At 42.8% G+C, this 20,043-nt stretch carries 16 protein-coding genes; 4 read left to right on the top strand and 12 right to left on the bottom strand.

The annotated features are described in order from the left end of the window. Positions 1 to 82: 82 nt before the first annotated feature. From LX73_RS05055 to LX73_RS05040, 4 genes are all read right to left on the bottom strand, one after another. Positions 83 to 460: a four helix bundle protein gene (locus LX73_RS05055; protein ID WP_148898408.1), complete on the bottom strand. Its 378-nt coding sequence runs from the start codon at positions 458 to 460 to the stop codon at positions 83 to 85. Between the two features lie 147 nt (positions 461 to 607). Continuing rightward, entirely contained in the window at positions 608 to 1,480 is an 873-nt protein-coding gene (locus tag LX73_RS05050) for an NAD(+)/NADH kinase (protein ID WP_148898407.1), read from the bottom strand. 8 nt (positions 1,481 to 1,488) lie between these two features. After that, the gene (locus LX73_RS05045) at positions 1,489 to 2,985 is read right to left on the bottom strand and encodes an ABC transporter substrate-binding protein (RefSeq protein WP_170245586.1); all 1,497 of its coding nucleotides are present in this window, start codon (positions 2,983 to 2,985) and stop codon (positions 1,489 to 1,491) included. Positions 2,986 to 3,022: 37 nt separating this feature from the next. Then, on the bottom strand, positions 3,023 to 4,213 hold the full coding sequence (locus tag LX73_RS05040) for a D-alanine--D-alanine ligase family protein (protein ID WP_148898405.1): 1,191 nt from the start codon (positions 4,211 to 4,213) through the stop codon (positions 3,023 to 3,025). Between the two features lie 242 nt (positions 4,214 to 4,455). Between LX73_RS05040 and LX73_RS05035 the strand changes: the two genes are divergently transcribed. Next, positions 4,456 to 4,773 (top strand): GIY-YIG nuclease family protein, encoded by a 318-nt coding sequence (locus LX73_RS05035; protein ID WP_148898404.1) that lies wholly within the window; start codon positions 4,456 to 4,458, stop codon positions 4,771 to 4,773. Between the two features lie 243 nt (positions 4,774 to 5,016). Here the strand turns inward: LX73_RS05035 and recQ are convergent, their stop codons facing one another. From recQ to LX73_RS05000, 7 genes are all read right to left on the bottom strand, one after another. Then, positions 5,017 to 7,191 carry a DNA helicase RecQ gene (recQ, locus tag LX73_RS05030; RefSeq protein WP_148898403.1) on the bottom strand — a complete coding sequence of 725 codons (2,175 nt, stop codon included), beginning with the start codon at positions 7,189 to 7,191 and terminating at the stop codon, positions 5,017 to 5,019. 90 nt (positions 7,192 to 7,281) lie between these two features. Further along, complete coding sequence (gene carB, locus LX73_RS05025; RefSeq protein WP_148898402.1) at positions 7,282 to 10,119, bottom strand: carbamoyl-phosphate synthase large subunit; 2,838 nt, start codon at positions 10,117 to 10,119, stop codon at positions 7,282 to 7,284. A 128-nt stretch (positions 10,120 to 10,247) separates the two neighbouring features. Continuing rightward, positions 10,248 to 11,366: a glutamine-hydrolyzing carbamoyl-phosphate synthase small subunit gene (carA, locus tag LX73_RS05020; protein ID WP_148898401.1), complete on the bottom strand. Its 1,119-nt coding sequence runs from the start codon at positions 11,364 to 11,366 to the stop codon at positions 10,248 to 10,250. Positions 11,367 to 11,675: 309 nt separating this feature from the next. After that, positions 11,676 to 11,876: a CPXCG motif-containing cysteine-rich protein gene (locus tag LX73_RS05015; RefSeq protein ID WP_148898400.1), complete on the bottom strand. Its 201-nt coding sequence runs from the start codon at positions 11,874 to 11,876 to the stop codon at positions 11,676 to 11,678. 69 nt (positions 11,877 to 11,945) lie between these two features. Next, positions 11,946 to 12,299: a hypothetical protein gene (locus tag LX73_RS05010; protein WP_148898399.1), complete on the bottom strand. Its 354-nt coding sequence runs from the start codon at positions 12,297 to 12,299 to the stop codon at positions 11,946 to 11,948. A gap of 6 nt (positions 12,300 to 12,305) precedes the next feature. Then, positions 12,306 to 14,735, bottom strand: coding sequence for a penicillin acylase family protein (locus LX73_RS05005; RefSeq protein WP_148898398.1), 2,430 nt, complete (start codon positions 14,733 to 14,735; stop codon positions 12,306 to 12,308). An 86-nt stretch (positions 14,736 to 14,821) separates the two neighbouring features. Next, on the bottom strand, positions 14,822 to 15,721 hold the full coding sequence (locus LX73_RS05000) for a dimethylarginine dimethylaminohydrolase family protein (protein ID WP_148898397.1): 900 nt from the start codon (positions 15,719 to 15,721) through the stop codon (positions 14,822 to 14,824). Positions 15,722 to 15,853: 132 nt separating this feature from the next. On the opposite strand from LX73_RS05000, the gene LX73_RS04995 reads away from it, so the two are divergent. Next, complete coding sequence (locus tag LX73_RS04995; RefSeq protein ID WP_148898396.1) at positions 15,854 to 16,774, top strand: DUF58 domain-containing protein; 921 nt, start codon at positions 15,854 to 15,856, stop codon at positions 16,772 to 16,774. Between the two features lie 64 nt (positions 16,775 to 16,838). Here LX73_RS04995 and LX73_RS04990 read toward each other — a convergent pair whose 3' ends face one another. Continuing rightward, on the bottom strand, positions 16,839 to 17,633 hold the full coding sequence (locus LX73_RS04990) for an SDR family oxidoreductase (protein WP_148898395.1): 795 nt from the start codon (positions 17,631 to 17,633) through the stop codon (positions 16,839 to 16,841). A gap of 187 nt (positions 17,634 to 17,820) precedes the next feature. Here LX73_RS04990 and LX73_RS04985 point away from each other — a divergent pair, with 187 nt between their 5' ends. Both LX73_RS04985 and LX73_RS04980 read left to right on the top strand, forming a co-directional pair. Next, entirely contained in the window at positions 17,821 to 18,522 is a 702-nt protein-coding gene (locus tag LX73_RS04985) for a response regulator transcription factor (RefSeq protein ID WP_148898394.1), read from the top strand. 68 nt (positions 18,523 to 18,590) lie between these two features. After that, positions 18,591 to 19,991 carry a sensor histidine kinase gene (locus tag LX73_RS04980; protein WP_148898393.1) on the top strand — a complete coding sequence of 467 codons (1,401 nt, stop codon included), beginning with the start codon at positions 18,591 to 18,593 and terminating at the stop codon, positions 19,989 to 19,991. The last annotated feature ends 52 nt before the right edge of the window (positions 19,992 to 20,043 follow it).

The raw sequence follows: 20,043 nt of genomic DNA, 5'->3' as shown, positions 1-20,043 counted from the left end.
AAATAGGTATTGGAACTTTGAGTGCTGAAGTTCGAAGTTCTCAGTGTTGGAGTTCATTAATTGAGTGACAGAATTAAACGTACTATTGAGCTCGTTCTGATTTTCTCAGGTACTTAATAAGAGAAAGTGTCATATTTCTAACATCACTAGCTTTTTGGTAAGTCTTTTCTAGTTCCTGTTTATCTATATATCCCAAATCAAAAGCCACGTATAATAAGCTCTTTACTTCTTCGCTTGAGCTTTGTGTATAATCCAGAAACCGAATAAATTCTTTAATAGAGAAACGGGCAAAACCTTCTGCAATATTTGTCATTACGGAAACAGAGGTACGCTGAATCTGATCTTTCAATCCGAAATCTTTTCGAAATTCAGGATTGAGTGTGAGTTCATACACCATTTTGACTAAAGTTCGGGCTTCTTTCCAGCATTCCAGTTCTTCAAACTTTTTGACCCCTGACATATTTCGCAGTTTAATTGATCTGTACAAGTAAGACCAATTACAGAGTCTGTCCTTACAAGTAATTTTAAATTAAATGCCAGAAATTTCTAAACTCCAACACTGCTGAAAACTTCAATACTTAGAACTCAGTACTCCGAACTCCAACCTCTAACTTCCATTCCGTGAGTCCATACCCCACATCAGCTTGCGACGGAGCGTATCAAAATAATTTTGTGTGGGTAGTTCAATTAGATCAACGGTAAAATTCGATCGTTTGATCTTAACTTCAAAAGGGTAGCTGTCGATTTGTTTAATTTGCCCATCATACGAAAATAAGACTTCATGATCCTGCTGTTCAACACGTACCTTCAGAGCTTTGTTGGATGACAGGACCAGAGGACGAGTGGTTAATGTATGCGGATTAATGGGAGTGAGCACCATTACATTACTGTCGGGCATCACAATGGGACCGTCAGACGATAAGTTATAGGCCGTAGAGCCCGTGGGTGAAGCGACGATGAGACCGTCAGACCAATAATTATTGATGAACATATCATCATATTCAGCTTGTACATTCACCATTGAGGTGGAATCCTTTTTGGCAAACAAAAACTCATTTAGGGCATGGTAAATATGTCCGTCGTCATCCTCAGCCTCCAGAAGATACCGTTTGTCGATACGATAGTTATCTTCTATTAAAAACTGCATGGCCTGCTCTAAATTTTCTTTTTGCGTATAGGCCATAAATCCCAGCCGACCGCTGTTAATGCCTAAAATTGGCTTCTGGATGTTTTTCATCAGTCGGGCTGTATATAGCATGGTGCCATCCCCACCGAGTGCAATAATGATATCTGCCTGATCAATAGCTTTTTTTTCGTTAGCAACTGGTTGGGCCGCTGCATGTTGTTGGCCGGAATATAGCTCTTGCAGATCAGCGTTGAAGAGGATTTGTACCCCGTGATCGTCTGACCACTGCAGCAGCTGTATAAAGGGGTCTTTAACCGAGTATTTTTCGGGATTGGCAATTACCGCAAATGTCATAGTATTGATTAGTTAGTCATATTTTCAGCGGCGGGCAGTTCGACACCGCGAACATCAATCCACCAAGGATGCTGATTAAATTGAAGCCCATTAATTTCTGAGCGAAAAAGGGCAAGCTGTTGTACAGAAAATCTAAAAAGCGGTGAAGTACTCCATTCTTTGACGGATATCAACGGATAGTGCTGGGTAAAAAACAACCCGGTATCTCGAGAAGGTGCACGGATTTGTAGCATCCGAAGTGACGAATTTTGTGAACTAAGAACCTGTGAAAATGCTCCCAGGAAGGTACGTACAAATTGATTATCGGAGTATGAAGAGTAAATGACCGAGTCCAGGCTGTCAGAGGATATACGGTTGGATTGGCTACCGTTAGTTGATGTTGGAGATACTGTTCTGTCCGGAAATTGATTAAAATAAGCCAGCGAATCGGACATCAACGATTTTAGATTTTGCGCTTCTGCTTCGGATAATGTTGAATTTGTATTATGCCGCATGGCATATATAGTGGAACCACCTGGTTTTTGCAGGTTATAGCGATTGGTATACGAGTTGCGCAGCTGTCCATCATCTGTAATTAGATTCTTGATCAGCTGGGGACCAAGTTGTGGCAGTAGATAAAGGTCCCCTTTACTCATGGATTGAAAAAGATCTGATTCTGAAGAATAGACTTTAATATCAATCCGATTGATATTTATAGCTGATGACTCATAATAGTTACGAAACTTGCTGAAGATGAGCGTTGAATCAGCATCACGTTTCGAAAACTTAAATGGTCCGGTACCTACAGCCTTAAAATCTGTTACAGATTTCCCCACTGCTTCGCTGGGATAGATGGCAGCAAGCGGCGTGGCCAGCTTATGTAAGAATTTTGGATCAGTATCATTTAATGAAAAGGTAACGGTTCGGGAGTTCGGTATTTGGATTCCGTCTATGCCGGTAAGATTTCGTTCTTCAGGATTATAAACCATTCGCTGTTCCTGAAAGTAAGAGTTAAAGCCGCTGATGTTCATAAACATCTGTGCCGCAAGCGGGGGTACATTAATTTTGGCCATACGTTCGAACACATATTTTACATCCGATGCTTTGAGCCTGCGGCCGGTCCCGGTACTAAAGGCGTCATTATCGTGGTAGTAAATATCTTGCCGGATTGTAAAGGTAAATTCCGTTGAATCATTATTAACCTGCCAGCTTTTTGCGATACCGGGAACAATGTTGCCCTGCGCATTTAGTCTCGTGAGTCCCTCATAAACAAGTTGCACAGCCCGCATCGAAGAGGCTTTATCAGCGAAGAGGGGGTCGAGGGTGTGGATGGGCTGTAGCTCACCTATCGATAATTGGCGAAATCCTGCTTGGTCATCAGCTGAAGTTGTAGTAACAGAGTCATCAGGTGCCGCAGCAGTGGGAGACCGATCTACAACTACAGTTTCCGGTTGTTTACAGCCTGTGAACAAAAACAGGATAGATAAAACAATCAGCAGCTTATGATGAGTAGTTAATGATTTCATAGATGTCGAATTTGTTTTAGGATACAAGAGCAGGTTTTTAATCATTGGATCCTTTAAGCCCTTTTATTCCTTTGATTGCCTTTTCATCAAGCAGATTTGTATCGTATGAGCGGACACGTCCCATTTTTTGTTGGTGTTGTATTATAGCAATATCAATTAATCGTAGCATTAATTCTTTCATATTCATTCCGCTTTCTTCCCATAGGTAAAAGGAAAATGAGCCTGGGATGGTATTTATTTCGTTGAAAAAGATTTCTTCTGTGTCTTCATTGATCAAGAAATCTAGTCGAGCTATGCCACTGGCCCGAAAAGTTTTAAAGATCTGCTCAGAAAGAGATTGAATTTTTTCGGTCATTGCATCAGGAATATCGGCGGGGATTACCCGATCGGCAGAAGCCATTCCTTTTTGTCCGCCTTCGGCCTGGTATTTATCTTCAAAAGAGAGCGTTTCTTCTTGTCCTAGTGGACGTTCACAGACGCTGGTTTGTAGCTCTTCGGGGGTGCCAAGTACTGAGCAGTTGATCTCCATTAAAGGTGTTACTGCCTTTTCTATCATCAAATTATTATCGTACCGAAATGCAGTTTCTATAGCTTCGATAAGGGCTTGTTCGTCTTCCGCTTTTGTTACACCGATGCTGCTGCCCAGGGTAGTGGGTTTTACAATTACCGGGTACTCCAGTTTTTCGGCATAATGAAGTATAGTTTGTTGGTCATTTTCCCACTCTTTTTCAAAGAAATCAAACTCATCAACGACGGGCAGGTTTTGAGACCGACATAACTCTTTTGCTTTAACTTTGTCCATGCCAATGCTCGAGGCAAAAACACCGCTGCCGGCATAGGGAATGTTATACGTTTCGCAGGTGCCCTGGAACGATCCGTTTTCTCCCTCAGAGCCATGGAAGGCTGGTATAACAGCATAGATTGGATATTCCTCGCGACTGCCGAAGAAGCTCTTTTTTTCAGTTTCCAGGAGGATAGGTTTTCCAATATCATTATGTGAAAAGGTGCAATCAGTAGCCTGTTTACGGAGCTGGTCAAGATCTTGGTAATTTTCGAGCTCCAGGAGAGGCGTCCCCGTTAACCAGCGACCTGATTTGGTGATATATAATGGGATAAGGTTAAAACTACTCTCTTTTAGGGATGCAATTACTTGCATGGCAGAGAGTACAGATACTTCATGTTCGGGTGAGATACCGCCAAAGGCTACGGCAATATTTTTTGAACTCATAAAACAGTCTGAAATTTATGTTTACCAATCGCTTTAATAATAATAAAAGATCACTTCAGATGTGATAATGAAAGTAGACTATTTAGGTGGGTTCTTAAGTCCTGTTATTGGGCACCATGGCATAATAAGAAGGGGCTAACGGGCAGATCCTGAAACAAGTTCAGGATGACAAGCGATTTTAAATAAATATTTATTTGTAAGGATGAGGTGTGAATACCCTCTTACTTATAAAGCTACATAAAATGCGTTTTCAAAATATTGTTACGAAAAGAGGGTATGTTTACATCCTTTCCAATAAGACAAGATCAGTTCTCTATATTGGTGTTACTAATAATTTAGTAAAGAGAATTTGGATGCATAGACACAGTCGAGGATCTGAGTTCACTCAAAAATATAGGGTCAAATACTTGGTTTATTATGAGTCCTTTAAACATTTGGAAAGAGCTATTAACCGAGAAAAGCAACTTAAGAATTGGCACAGAGAATGGAAGTTTAATTTGATTAGGAAACATAACCCATCTTTAAAAGATCTTTGGCCAAAAATTGTTACTTCCAAATGAATTAAGAAAACAACTTTTAAAAAAGTATCGTCTAAAATGTACTGGCTATACTTCTATAGTAGGTGTAAGAAAAGTACAGGAAATTTCGGGTATTGATAATATTCAGACATACCTCCTAACAATATAACGGCTTGTCATCCTGAACTTGTTTCAGGATCTCGGCATGAAAGGGTTATTAACAAAAAATGGAAATACCTGATAATAGCCTGCAAAGTCAGTATCTATCCCCATTCCAATAACTGATTATTTTTGTTGAGCCATATAATAGAGCTGTATAATTCGAAGTTCGTCGTAGCCTACGCTTTTATCCAGCTTATTATAAATCGGCCGAAGCATATGTGGAGCTATATCATCAAAGACTTCTAGCACTTTATTCCTTTTGCGGGTTGAAAGTGAAGAAGCTTCTACAATGCCTTCGGGACGTAACTCATTACCATTCTCTAAATATGTTTTCAGATGTTTAATAATGGTTACCTTTTTAACCCCATACTGCTCGGCCAGATGTGCAATGGATTTTCCATTATTAAAATGTTCTCCAATACGCTGATGCTTATCTTTTTCTGATAAGGCTTTTTTCTTTTTCTTAAGCGTTTTTTCGCGTTCTTCGAGGTTATGCTCTTCGCAATAATTGCGAATGATCTTGAGGAAATCCATGCCATACTTTTTCTTTTTAACCGTCCCCATTCCATAGATGGGCATCAGGTGATCAGTAGATTGCGGCAAGTAATAAGACATTTCCATCAATGTAGTATCGGGAAAGATAACATAAGGAGGTACTGCTTGCTCATCGGCTAGCTCTTTCCGTTTTATTTCGAGCTGTTCAAACAGATCTTCTTCAAAATTATTTTGTACTTCCGAGCTGGTTCTTTCAATTGCTTCGTCACCCACTACGGTATCACTGCGGTCGAGGGCACCAAACACATTTTCTTTACCGTTGAGAACGGCCTTGGCCTGGTCGGTAAGTATAAGTGGTCCCCGACTTTCCTGCTGTGACAGATATTCTTGTTTTACCAGCATACGTCCTAGTAAAATCCAGTGCTCTTTAGCCCATTCATTGCCTACATTGTACGTTGAAAGTTCATCATGTCCGTTTTCAAGCACTTCTTTTTTGGTTGATCCACGAAGAATATCCGCAATATAATAGGGGCCGTACTCTTCATTGGTGCGTGCTACACAAGACATAAATTTTTGAGCCTGAACCGTCAAATCTTCTACTTCAGCATCAATAGACAGGCAATTGTCGCACATCCCGCAGTTGTCGTTCTCATAGGTTTCACCAAAGTATCCCATGAGGGGAACACGCCGGCATTCATCGGTCTCCATAAACTTCAGCATCTCTTTTAGATGCTTTTCGGCTACTCTCTTTTCGGTACCTTCTTTTTGATTAATAAAGTACTGAATCTTCCGTTTGTCTGATCGGTTGTACAGCACCAGGCAATCGGCCCGCAGTCCATCGCGACCAGCGCGACCAATTTGTTGGTAGTAGGATTCAATATTTTTGGGTAAGTCATAGTGCATTACAAAACGTACATTAGGCTTGTCGATGCCCATCCCAAAAGCAATGGTAGCCACGATAATCTGGATATCGTCGCGGATGAAAGCTTCTTGGTTTTTATTGCGCAGTTTTTTCGACAGCCCCGCATGATAGGGCTTGACCGAGTGCCCTTCTTTTTTGAGTTCTACATAGAGTTCTTCCACCTGCTTGCGCGAAAAGCAGTAAATGATGCCTGATTGTTTCTTTCTGGTGTAAAGAAAATCCAGCGTTTGTTCCAGCGGATCTTCTTTGTCGGCCACTTTCAAGAATAGATTTTTACGATCAAAACTGGCCAAGAAGGTTTCGGATTTTCCAAAATTGAGGATGTCTTTAATATCTTCCCGTACGCGTGGTGTTGCCGTAGCGGTGAGTGCCAGGCAAACAGCTTCAGGAAAATCTTCCCGTACCTCTGTGAGTGCCCGGTAATCGGGACGAAAATCATGACCCCATTCAGAAATACAGTGTGCCTCGTCAATAGTAAACAGATCTATCTGCTGATTGGAGAGCAGCTCGCGCGTTTTATCCATCATCAGGGTTTCCGGCGCCATATAGACCATCTTTACATCGCCGTCTTTAATTTTTTGTACGTTTTCCTCGTACTCCTCTGGCGTGAGGGTGCTATTCAGGAAAATCGCTGGAATATCGTATTGGCGAAGCTGTTCTACCTGGTCTTTCATCAGAGAGATGAGTGGAGAAACAACGATCGTCAACCCATCAAATAGTAGTGCAGGAATTTGATAGCAAAGCGATTTACCGCCGCCGGTGGGCATAATAACAAGGGCATCTTTTTTGTCGAGTACTTGCGATATGACTTCTTCCTGCAGGGGACGAAAATCTTCAAATCCAAAAACGTTTGTTAATTTATTATGTGCTTCTTTAATCATGTACTAAAATAGGTTAAAATAGAACGTGGATAACAAAAATAAACGCATTTAATCGCGGGAATCTGTTGAACCCGTTAATCTGTGTTCTGTTTATTTACTAAGATAAAGGTTCTTAAATTCAAATGGCTTCTTAAAGTGCTCGTCGTTGAAATCCTCCATAAAGTAAATGGTTTCACCAGTGGATTTCATTTCGGGTCCCAATTCTTTCTTGACCTCTGGAAATTTATCGAAGGGAAAGACGGGTTCTTTGATAGCCCATTGATTGAGGCTGGAGGTTAACTCATCTTCATCAAAGTCGCTTATTTTTGCTCCAAGCATTACTTTAACCGCAATTTGTGCTTCGGGACGTTCGGTTGCTTTGGCCAAAAATGGAATTGTACGTGTGGACCGCGGGTTAGCTTCCAGCACATATACATCATCACCCTGTATGGCATATTGGACATTTAAAAATCCTTTGATGCCCATATTATCAGCAATCTTTTCATGGTATTCTCGAATTTTATCGAGGGCAGTATCGCTGAGTGAATAAGTTGGAATCACGGCTGTGGAATCTCCCGAGTGGACACCCGCAGGCTCAATATGCTGCATGATACCAGCAATATGCATGTCGTCGCCGTCATAGACGGCATCCACATCTACCTCTACGGCATCTTCCAGAAACTTGTCAATAAGGAACGCATTTTCGGGATGCGTGTCCAAGACGCGTTCGGTATAAAATTCAAGTTCATCCTGCTTTACAGCAATGCGCATACCTTGTCCGCCGAGCACATAGCTGGGGCGGATGAGTACCGGATAGCCAATTCGATCGGCAATTTCGATGGCTCCGTCCACATCTTTGGCAGTACCGTAAGAGGGAAAGGGAATATCGAGATCATTGAGAAAGTCAGAGAATGCACCTCGATCTTCGGCAAAGTTTATTTTCTCAAAATCAGTACCGAAGATTTTAATGCCTTCTTCCACGAAACGCTTGCCAAGTTTTAGAGCTGTCTGTCCGCCCACCTGTAGAATCACGCCCTCGGGCTGTTCGTGCTCATAAATATCCATCACGCGCTCCCAAAATACAGGTTCAAAATAAAGTTTGTCGGCAATATCGAAATCCGTAGAAACCGTTTCGGGATTGCAGTTCACCATAATGGCTTCATAGCCCATATCTTGAGCAGCCTTTACAGCATGTACGCAGGAGTAGTCAAACTCAATACCCTGTCCAATTCTGTTGGGACCGCTACCAAGAATAAGTACCTTTTTCTTGTCGGATACTTTACTCTCGTTTTCGCCTTCGTAAGCCGAGTAAAAGTAGGGTGTTTCGGCGGGGAATTCAGCTGCGCAGGTATCCACTACCTTAAAGGATGGCAGCATATCAAATTCTTTTCGCTTGGCACGGACTTCATTGTCCGTTACGTTACCATCGCTCTGGCTGAGCATCCAGGCAATCTGTTCATCTCCAAAACCAGCTTGTTTGAGTTCAAATAGATCTTCTTCGGTGATGTTGTCGAGTGATTGTCCCTCAGTACGATTTTCCAGCGACACCATGTAACGAATTTGCTGTAAGAACCAGGGATCTACCTTGGTAATGTCAGCAATTTCTTCGACGGAGGCTCCTAGCTTAAATGCATTGCGGATATTGAGCATGCGATCCCAATAGGGCTTTTTGAGTCGTTCGCGTACTTCTTTACGATCGAGTTCTTCGTAGCCATCCGCACCCAAACCGGCCCGTCCAATTTCAAGAGATTGGAATGCCTTGTTTAGTGCTTCGGGGAAGTTTCGGCCAATCGACATCGCTTCCCCTACCGCTTTCATCTGCGTAGTAAGTTCTTCATTTACATTGGGGAATTTCTCGAAGTTGAACCGTGGGGTTTTAACAATGACGTAGTCTATGGATGGTTCAAAACAGGCCGAGGTGTTACCAGTAATGGGATTAGGCAGCTCATCAAGATTATATCCTACAGCCAGTTTTGTAGCAATTTTGGCGATAGGATATCCTGTTGCTTTGGATGCAAGTGCTGATGATCGACTTACACGCGGGTTAATCTCAATGGCTACAAAGCGGTCACTTTCAGGATCCACGGCAAACTGCACGTTACATCCGCCGGCAAAGGTACCAATAGAGCGCATCATTTTGATGGCTGCATCGCGTAGCATCTGAAACTGCTTATCGGTGAGCGTTTGCGAGGGCGCTACGGTTACGGAGTCACCGGTATGTACGCCCATGGGATCAATATTTTCGACAGTACAAATGATAACCACATTGTCATTGGGATCGCGCAACAGTTCCAGTTCGTACTCTTTCCATCCAAAAATAGATTCTTCGATAAGCACGCGGTGTACGGGACTCATTTCCAGTCCACGCAGTACCTTTTCCTCAAACTCATCTTCGCTCCATACTATGCCGCCGCCGGCTCCGCCCATAGTAAATGAAGGACGGATAACGATGGGCAATCCTCCCAGATCTTCGGCAATTTCTTTAGCTTCGAGTACTGATTCAGCGGCGCGACTTCGACACTGTGGGATGTCAATTTCGTCCATTAGATCACGAAACTCCTGACGATCTTCAGTGATATCTACGGCATCAATGTCCACGCCAATAATATCGATATCGCGTTCAGTCCAATAATTCTCGTGTTGAAGGTCGCGGGTTAGATTCAGGCCCGTTTGCCCACCCATAGTTGGCAGTACTGCATCGGGATTTTCTTTTTCTACAATTTCTTTGATTGACTCAATGGTCAGCGGTTTTAAATATACCTCGTCGGCCATCATCGGATCGGTCATAATGGTAGCGGGATTCGAGTTGATGAGTACAACTTCGTATCCGTCTTCCATTAGGGATTTACATGCCTGAGATCCAGAATAGTCAAATTCACAGGCTTGTCCAATTACGATGGGGCCGGAACCAATGATCAATATTTTGTTAATGTCGTCACGTCGTGGCATTCTATATTAAGCTAATTTTTGGTCTTCAAAATTTATATTCATTAAGTATAAGCACATTGAGCGCAACGAAAGTGAAGCCAAATATGCCTTGGACTTCATTTGCCGAACTGCGCTTAGGCTGCAATCTGTTACGTCAGCTCTTTCTTTTCTTCTTTTATCATATCCAAGAACTGATCAAAAAGATATCGCGAGTCGTGCGGACCGGGTGATGCTTCGGGGTGATATTGTACCGACATGCCCGGGAAATTTTTAAACTGCAGTCCTTCGATGGTATCATCATTTAAATTCAGGTGCGTAACTTCCACTTTGGACTCATCCAGATCTTCTTCATCAACTGCAAAACCATGATTTTGTGTAGTAATTTCTACCAGCCCGGTTTCTAAATTTTTTACGGGATGGTTAGCACCGCGGTGACCTACATACATTTTCTTTGTTGAGATTCCTTCTGAAAGCGCCATCAGCTGATGGCCCAGGCAGATGCCGAAGATGGGCTTGCCAGTATTTTTAGCATAATTTACGACTTCCAGCGCGTATTCACTGGTAGCATTGGGATCTCCGGGACCATTGCTAAAAAAGAACCCATCGGGATCCCACTGTTCTAGTTCTTCTTCAAAATCTCCTTTAGCAGGAAAGATTCGGAGGGAGCATCCCCGATCTACAAAATTATCGATAATACTTTGTTTAATACCGTAGTCGAAGGCGGCTATTTTAAACGGACCATCGCTGTGTACGGTATTGGGTTCTTGCCGTGTTACTTCTGTGGCAAGCTCGAGCCCCTCCATATCATCCCAGTTTTTAGCTTTTTCCACCAGCTTATCTTCGTCAAGTTCGGTGGATGAGATGACGGCATTCATTACACCTTTGGATCGGATGTGGCGGACAAGCTTGCGCGTATCTACGCCGCTGATGCCAACAACTTCGTGCTGCTCTAGGTATTCTTGCAGGTTGCCGTCGGCTTGGGAATTGCTGTGTTCCCATGAAAAAGAACGAACAATCAGTCCGGCAATCATTACATTTCGGGCTTCATCATCGCGGCTCATGGTACCATAATTTCCGATATGAGGGTAGGTCATCATCATGAGCTGTCCATAGTAGCTGGGATCAGTAAAAATTTCTTGATAGCCCACCATGCTGGTATTAAAGCAGAGTTCGCCGCCGGTAGTACCCTTTTTGCCGATAGCAAAACCGTGTTCTACAGTACCGTCAGATAGTGCAATAATAGCTTTATCTCTTGGATATTGAGACATGTTAAAGGAGGTCGTAGTTTGAGGGGTTCGAGATTAGATATAAAAAAAATCCGACAACAAAATAGGTGTCGGATTTCAGAAAAGGGAATGAGGTGCGCTGTATCTGATGCCAGGCAGATAATGCATTCTTTTTTTGCGGGCAGTGTGTTCTGCCGTCAGCTGTAACGGACGCTTCGTTGTATATCAAATGTTGAAGATTTGTTGTCCATCATTATTGTGTATGTAGTGCCGGCCCAATTCCAGCGCAAAACTATACAAAAATACAAATACAGATTTCTATTTTCAACGGTTTTTTTGGGATAAATTTAGTTACTGGGATTGCCGGCTCTGAATAATAAATTTTTCATTCCATTTGTCATATGAAACCGAGAGTTTGTTGGGGCGACAACAAACCTGGCAGTCTTCAATATAGGTTTGGGTATCGCCCTGCGAGGGATCCACGAAGGTGCGGTTACGTTCGCCGCAGTATGCGCAGTGGTATTCAGCGGAAGTGGTGTTTTGTTGTCGCATAAGATTTCTATCACAGTTAGTGGACAAGCCACAACTATAAATCGCTAAATGATAAGGTAATTATCCTATTTACTGATTTGTTTTTTTGCCTAAAAACGTATCGGAAAAAAGATAGCCGGTTAATGTTGTAAATCCGCCGGCCAGTCCACCAATAAGAACAGTAATGAGGATGACAAGCCACGGATGGGGTAGGCTAAACAGATTGGCGATACGTTCTGTTAAAATGCCATTATTACTAATGTGTGTGGTGAGTGTCAGCAGAAACCAGAGTCCGCCAATGCCTAAAAAGCCATAACCAAAAGCATGTGTCCCTGATTTTCCGAGTCGCCCGCCTAGTATCAGGCCGGGAATAGCGAGCGACCACCAAGGAAAGACAAGACCCAGCAACCAAGCTGTAAGGGCAAGTAAAAGTGCTAAAAACATAATTGATTAATTTAGGGTGATGGTATAGTGCAGAGAGTCGGCCGGTACAGGGGGTTGTTGCATGAACCAAAGCGGAAACAGATCTCCGTTTTGCCACTCATCAACCATATTGTCATAATATTTTGAGCCGGGATTACCAGACTGCCCGCCCGGATAAATGCCCCATCCTTTTATCTTAGGCCCCAATTGTACAACCATACGCCAAGAGGGACCGTGACTGCCACGTACGGCATTTATTGATTCTGCTCCACCGCCGGTGAATACATCCTTGCGGCCCAGGCCGGGTAAGCGACCGACATGTCCTATATCTGTATCGTTAACATATCCCCATTGCCAGTTGTTGCCCATATTACCGTATTTGTTTTGCAGAGCTACTATTGCTTGGTTAAAAGATTGATTAATCAACTCCTCAAGCGTTTCTTTTTCTGGTGTATTTATGTTGTCGTACCATTGGCTGGTTGGGTTGTTATGTATAAATGTTGCCAGTTGGTCTCGGCTGGGCCATTCAAGGGGGACATCTGTTTTTGAGTATTCATCATTCCATATTGCTTCGTAGAGTTCATCCCACCAGTAGTCAAAAATAGATGGAGCAATGAGTTCTCCTTTATTGTCGTATCGCCAGTCTGCAAGTTTTCCTTTCGCTTTTTTGTGAAGCTGGGATAAGGTATCAGTATTTAAATATTGTAACAGTGTTGGTAATACATTCTTGGCGTGATTACTGAAAACATCCATCTGTAGGTGTTGCATATCCTTGGGCGTGATGTTATCCATCGCTGCCAACCGTTTGTTAATGCGATGTCCGCGTTCATAGGGGGCAAAATTACTATCCAAATAATACGGGTAGGTGGAATCAGTAGGGGTTTGGTTGGCTGAACTTACAAAGCCGCGATCAGGGTTTTTGACATAGGGGATTTGTTCAAATGGGATCCAACCTTGCCAGTCGTATTTGGGGTTAGAACCATCACCAATAAAACGCCCTTGTTCATTCCACTTGAGCGGATATTTCCCTGCAACAGTAAGTGCGATATTGGAACTGTCGGCAAATACCCAGTTCTGTGCTGGGCTTTCATAATGGCGGATAGCTTGACGATAATCCTTGTAGTTTTCGGCTTTATTAATATCCAGAAAGTAGCGAAGCTCATTAGATTTCTTATAAGCAATCCATTGCATCGCATGATATTTTGGGATGTCGGAACGCATTGATTCCTCACCAGAAGTTTGTACCACCGGACCATGATGAGTATAAACTACTGTATCTGTAACGGTTGGCTGCCCTTTTACCTTAATTTTTTCAATTCGTTTTTTCGTAGATTGCCATTTACCGTCATATTTATATTCCCCGAAGGTTGAATCGCGAAATGTGATTTCATACCAATCCCATACATCGGCTCCAACATTTGTGGTACCCCAAGCGGCATCTTCATTAAAACCGATAATGATTGCCGGTGCGCCCGGTAGAGAGACTCCCATCACATTTTGGTCTGGACTGTGCAGCTGCACAGCATACCAGATGGAAGGCAAGGTCATATTAAGATGGGGATCGTTTGATAAAATGGGATAACCATTAGCTGTTTTGGATCCACTAACTGCCCAGTTGTTGCTTCCGTTTTGGGGATCTGGTTGAAAGGGAGTTACCGTATCAACAATGGAAGGAGTAAATGTATCTTCAGGCTTTTGAGGGGCCTGTGATGCAAAATCCCATTTTTTGCTTTTGGGGATGATGGGATCCGTTAACGGATGTTCTAAATCGAGTATCTGCTTTATAAAGTCATCACCGAAGACGGCCCGCGTATTACTCATTCGCAGATCAGAATTGCGACCGGCCAGCGTGTAGGTCATATTTTTAAGCAAAAGAGCAGTTTTTAGCGGTGTCCAGCTCTCGGGATGGTGATTTAAAAATTTGTATTCCAGTGGATATTCCTGGGGTTGCAATTGGTCAATCCAAGCGTTGACGCCCGCGGCGTATGCTTTAACAGCTTTAGCGGTCCGGGGATTTCCCAATAATCCCTCAAGAGCTTGTTCGGCGGCATAGCCCATACCAATATGGCGTCGATATCGATCAAATTGGAGGGTGCGTGATCCTAAAATTTCGGAAAGACGACCGGCAGCAGCACGTGTTTGTAGTTCCATTTGCCATAAGCGATCTCGGGCGGTAATATATCCCTGTGCGAAGTAGAGATCGCGGTTGTTGGAAGCGAAAATGTGGGGAATCTGGTGTTGGTCAAAATAAACGCCTACGGTATCGGACAGGGTTTCATCATCTAGCGAAATATTCTGGCTGGCAAACTTATTTGTTTGGGCATTGGCCCAGAATCCGCTCTGGGGATTCCAAAAGGCACCCATCGGTGGAGCCGGACCCAGCGGAATGGATAATAAAACAAAAAGTGCTATTGTTGTAAGGGCTGCAATCAACAGCCGAAAATATTTTTTCCCCATCCCAGTTATTATTGATTTATGATCAGTGGATTATAATTTACTATCAGCTGCTCAATGCTTTAAAACCCACGATCTAATGCTTGTTTTTATGACCATAGTAACATTTTCATGCAGAATACACTGCCGCCGCTTTTAAGAAATTCATAGGTACTTACTTCGTGCACAGAAAACCCATTATCACGAAGGTTTTTATTTACGTCGGTACAACCCTGCTGGATAATCACGTTGCGTCCGTCGGGGCAAGAAGCATTACAGGCAAACAGTTCTTCGGCCTCGTATTTTGATGCTTTGATAATTGTATCGAACATCTGATTAATCATTGCAAGTCCCTGTTGAGTAAAGGCATCGGGATAAATAAGGGCAGTATTTTTATCCAATATGCACAGGCAGGTATCAAGATGGTAAAAGGACTCGTCAACCAGTTCTAGTGCAATAATGGGGATATCAAAAGTTTCTGAAATAGTTTCATAAGCTTCCAGCGAGGATCGATAGCCATAGCCACCCCATAGCAAGCGCCTGCCGGTGTGCCAGATAGCATCACCACAGCCTTCAAAATCACTAATTTTATCTTCGTCTAGGTAGTGCATTTCGTAGCCATGCTGGCGGTACCACTGTTCTATATAAGGTACTTCCTCTTTGCGCTGGTCAGCATGCATAATGCTCATAAAAACATGTTGCTTGCCGTCTTCATCAATATAGGGCAAGCTTTGGTTGGCACAGAACACCATGTCAGGCAGTCCATTCTGGTCTTCAATAATATTTACGTTAAGGCCTACCTGTTCAAAAAGAGAACGAACAAGCTCCCATTCATTGTTGGCTACGATCTTATCTACTTTGCCAACCTGATCGGCCATGTGTGGGTTGATGACATAATCAACAGAATAGTGAAGTGGCCGAACCATCAGCACATCGGTAGGCAGGGGCATTGAAGGAATATCTTGGGCTGTAAAATCAAGTTGATCTGCGGATGTTATGACTTGTCCCATTTACGAATATGGCTTGTAGGTAATGGATTACGGTTTAGATTATGAATGATAAAGATAATCATTTGTAGCAAAGAATAAACTATTAGGCAAAAGAGTGTTAGTTTTGTAGGTTCAATTTTAAAGGTAATTACTATGCTTTTAGACCACGAACTGTTATCACAACTTGCTCCGCTGGAACTTCGGGCCCGAAAAATTGTCGAGGGATTTATCTCGGGACTGCACAAAAGTCCTCATCATGGATTTAGCGTAGAGTTTGCCGAACACCGTCCGTATAATCCGGGTGATGAGATCAAGCATATCGACTGGAAGGTGTATGCCAAGAGTGAGCGGCTTTTTGTGAAGAAATACGAGGAAGAGACGAACCTACGCTGCTATATTTTACTTGATACCAGCAGCTCGATGTTTTACAAATATTTTAGTCCCTGGTCAAAATTGCGTTATGCTATCCATTTTGGTTCGGCTCTGATGTATTTGATGAACCGCCAGCGCGATGCCTGTGGACTCATTACGTTTAATGAGGAAATTAACCATTTCTTTCCGGCAAAGTCGTCGTATTCACATTTGCGACTGCTTTTTTCTGAGTTTGAACAATTACTCGAAGAAGAGGAACAACAGGAACAAGAGCAGCGAAAAACGGCTACGGCAAAAGTTATTCACGAAGTAGCCGAGCGGCTCAATCATCGCAGCCTAGTGGTGGTACTTACGGATCTGTTTGAAAATGTGGATGAGCACGATCAGCTAATATCATCCCTAAAGCACCTACGGCACCGAAAACATGAGGTATTACTTTTTAATGTGCTTGAACAACAAAGTGAACGTGACCTCGACTTTCAGGACCATCGCATTATGATGCAGGATATGGAATCCGGTGAAAATATAGAGGTAATGCCGGCGCAAATTAGAAAAGACTATAAAAAGAAAGTAGAAGAGCTAACGCATCGTTTTAAGATGGCGTGCAGCGAATTCCAGATTGATTTTGAGTCGTTAGATACGCAAAGTGAATTTGATCTGGCACTGCTGGCCTATTTAAATAAACGCAAACGACTGGGGTGACTAAACCGCAGATATGATAGAGAATGGGTTTTATACTCTGGAAATTTCTGTGATTTAAAAGCTGTTAAGTGACGTCAATCTTGCGCAGTATCTTGTGAAAAAGCGAAGGCACAAATCGTTGGAAATAAATACCCATAATTTCCATTCCGCCAATATAAATTTCTTCTTTTCCTTTGGCGATTTTTGGGAGTAGTTTTTCTGCAAATTGTGCGGGGGTCATACCGTTTTGTTGCCCTTTGCCCATTTTTTGATGTTTTTCCCCGTTTCCCTCAAGAGCGTTTTTGGTAACATTTGTTTTTATAAATCCGGGACAAACCAAGGAGATACTGATATTTTTATTAAACACTTCTTGACGAAGGGAATCAAAGTAACCGTGCAGAGCATGTTTAGAGGCCGCATAGCTGGATCGAAGTTGCGTACCAAATTTTCCCACCACGCTGCTGGTGACGATAATATGCCCTGATTTACGCTCAATCATTGAAGGCAGTACCTCTTTAGCCAACACGGCAGATCCCAAAAAATTAATATCCAGCACTCTTTTCATTACGTCTACGTCGGTATTTATGGCTTTAGAACGTTGGCTTACCCCTCCATTATTAAACAAATAATCAATATGACCATAAATATTGAGTGCTTGTTGGGCTTTATCCGGAAGTTTGTCAGTTTCGGATAAGTCCAGCGGAAGAATGGTAACATCCGCAGGATCACCCGGACACTGTTCTTTAACCTCTTCTAATATATTTTTACGGCGGGAGGAGAGGATAAGTTTAGCACCCCGATCATGTAAGGCATATGCCAGGGCTTCACCAATGCCTGATGAAGCACCGGTTATCCAGGCTACTTTATCTTGAAATGACATCTGGAATTCGCTAATTATTAATCAATGCTAAAGTTGAACATAAGATGAGGAATCAACATCAGCAAGACAAGAGCGATTTTGAAATAGTAATCTATTCAGAAACTCGGTAATCTTTGGTATCTTAAATGACAACGATTTTGATTTGAATGCTGTTTTTTAGCTCATTCTGTAAGAAAAGTCTATCATAGTGAAACCCAAGCACAGCATATTATTAGTTGAGGATGAAGAAGAGTCGGCTGAAATGCTGACTAATTTCCTTGAGATGAATGATTACAATGTACTTACCGCTTATGAGGGTAATCGAGCCCTAGAGATTATCGACGAGTATGCAGGGGAAATTCATCTGGCTATTCTCGATATTATGGTGCCCAATGTAGATGGTAAAGAAATCTGCAAACATATTCGCCGACATCCGGTACTTAACGATATTCCCGTCATCTTCCTGACGGCCAAAGACGAAGAGCAGGATGAAATTGAAGGACTCGAGCTCGGGGCTGATGATTATATCCCCAAACCGGCCAGTCTCAATCTGGTAAAGGCGCATGTTGAATCATTGCTGCGCCGCCAAAATCCGCAGACGGCAAACTGGCTACAGTATGGTGATACCTATCTGGATACCGATGCCAAGCAGCTATATGTGGATAACGAAGAGGTTGAGCTGACTTCTACCGAATATACTCTTATTGAGCTTCTCTATCAGAATCCCAAGCGGGTATATACGCGGCAGGAAATTTTAGAACATATTACCGAAGAAGATCAGTTTGTGTTTGATCGTACTGTGGATGTTCACGTAAAAAATCTGCGGCTCAAGATGGGTGATGCGGGGGAAGTTATCAAAACATACCGGGGTATTGGCTATGGATTAAATCGCGAAATTGTGAAGGTGTGAACAGGACACAGACTTGGTATAATATTAAACTAGTAGGTTAGCAGTCCAATTAGCTATCTTTCTGTTCTATGAGAATAAGATCAAAATTAGCGTGGACCTTTATTTTACTGCTGATCTTTGGTATTACCTCTATCAGTAGTTACTCTATTCTATTTATCCGGGATTATCTTTTAAAGGAGGGACGCGTCGAAATGGAGCGAGATACCCGATTGCTGGCCGTAACGGTGTCCAATCTATCTGCTGACCAGCAGTTTGACAAGCATCTGGAACAGGCTGCCCGTACATCGGGATACCAACTGGCCATCTATGACTCCACAGGCCGACAGGTAAATACTTATCATGAGAAGGATACCACCTTAATTCACACTTATCAGTTAGATACAGGCATTATCGAAAATCTGAAGGCCCGCAATGGGCTGCCGCTAATTCCCCGGCGGGACGACTCCGAAATACTTAATAGCTATATTGCTCTTTCTTCTTCAGGTATTGATAGTGTGCAATATCTGCAGGCTGCTCAGCTTAAGGATGAGATTTATGCTCCCATCAAAACCATCCGCTGGATTATTTATTACGGGATGTTCATTTCTATAGGATTAGTCATTATCGTGAGTATATGGATGTCGCGTTATCTCACCAAGCCTATTACGCAGATTAAGAATGCCGCACAGGATATTGCCGACGGCAATGTAAATCGGGAAATTAATATCAATCGGGGTGATGAATTTGGTACACTGGCTAATTCGCTGGACCAGATGGCCTCGAAGCTGCGGGATGATACTGAACAGATTAAGCAGTTTGCTGAAAAACAGCGCCAATTTTTTGCGGATATTACTCACGAAATTCGCAATCCGTTGCATACTATTTCGGCTGCGCTTGAAATGTTGCAGCTGCAGGATCTTGATACCGATAAAAAACAGAAGTACATCCGCTCAGCCCAAAAGCAGACAGAGCGTATTACGCGGTTGTTTAAAGATTTAAAAACGCTGCAGCGTTACGATTCCGATGAATATTTTATTGAAACCCGAGAGTTCGATTTGTTGCCCATTGCCGATTATATGGAGCAACTTTATGGTGATCGAGCGACTGATAAAGGTATAACACTTAACGTTGACGACCATTCGTGTAAGGCAATTGGCGATCCCGGAAAAATAGAACAGGTTATTGATAACCTCATATCCAATGCTATAAAATATACCAATGAGGGTAGTGTTAACCTGCGATATGAGCGGAATGAGGATTCCGTTGAGATAGTTATTGAAGACAGCGGCATTGGTATTTCCGATGAGCATCTCAGCCGGCTTTTTGATCGTTTTTATCGCACAGACAAAGCACGCTCACGCGACAAAGGTGGTACGGGTCTGGGGTTATCCGTGGTCAAGAGTATCCTTAGTGCCCACGATAGTGAGATTCATGTAGAAAGTGAATCGGGAAAGGGAACACGTTTTTGGTTTAGCTTGCCTCGAGGATAAGATTTTATCAGCTGGATAACCACATTGCGTCCGTCGGGATAGGCCTAGCCAA

This window comes from Fodinibius salinus (assembly GCF_008124865.1).
Taxonomy (GTDB): domain Bacteria; phylum Bacteroidota; class Rhodothermia; order Balneolales; family Balneolaceae; genus Fodinibius; species Fodinibius salinus.
Note: the sequence above shows the minus strand (reverse complement) of the source record. Positions and strands in the feature narration are given on the sequence as shown.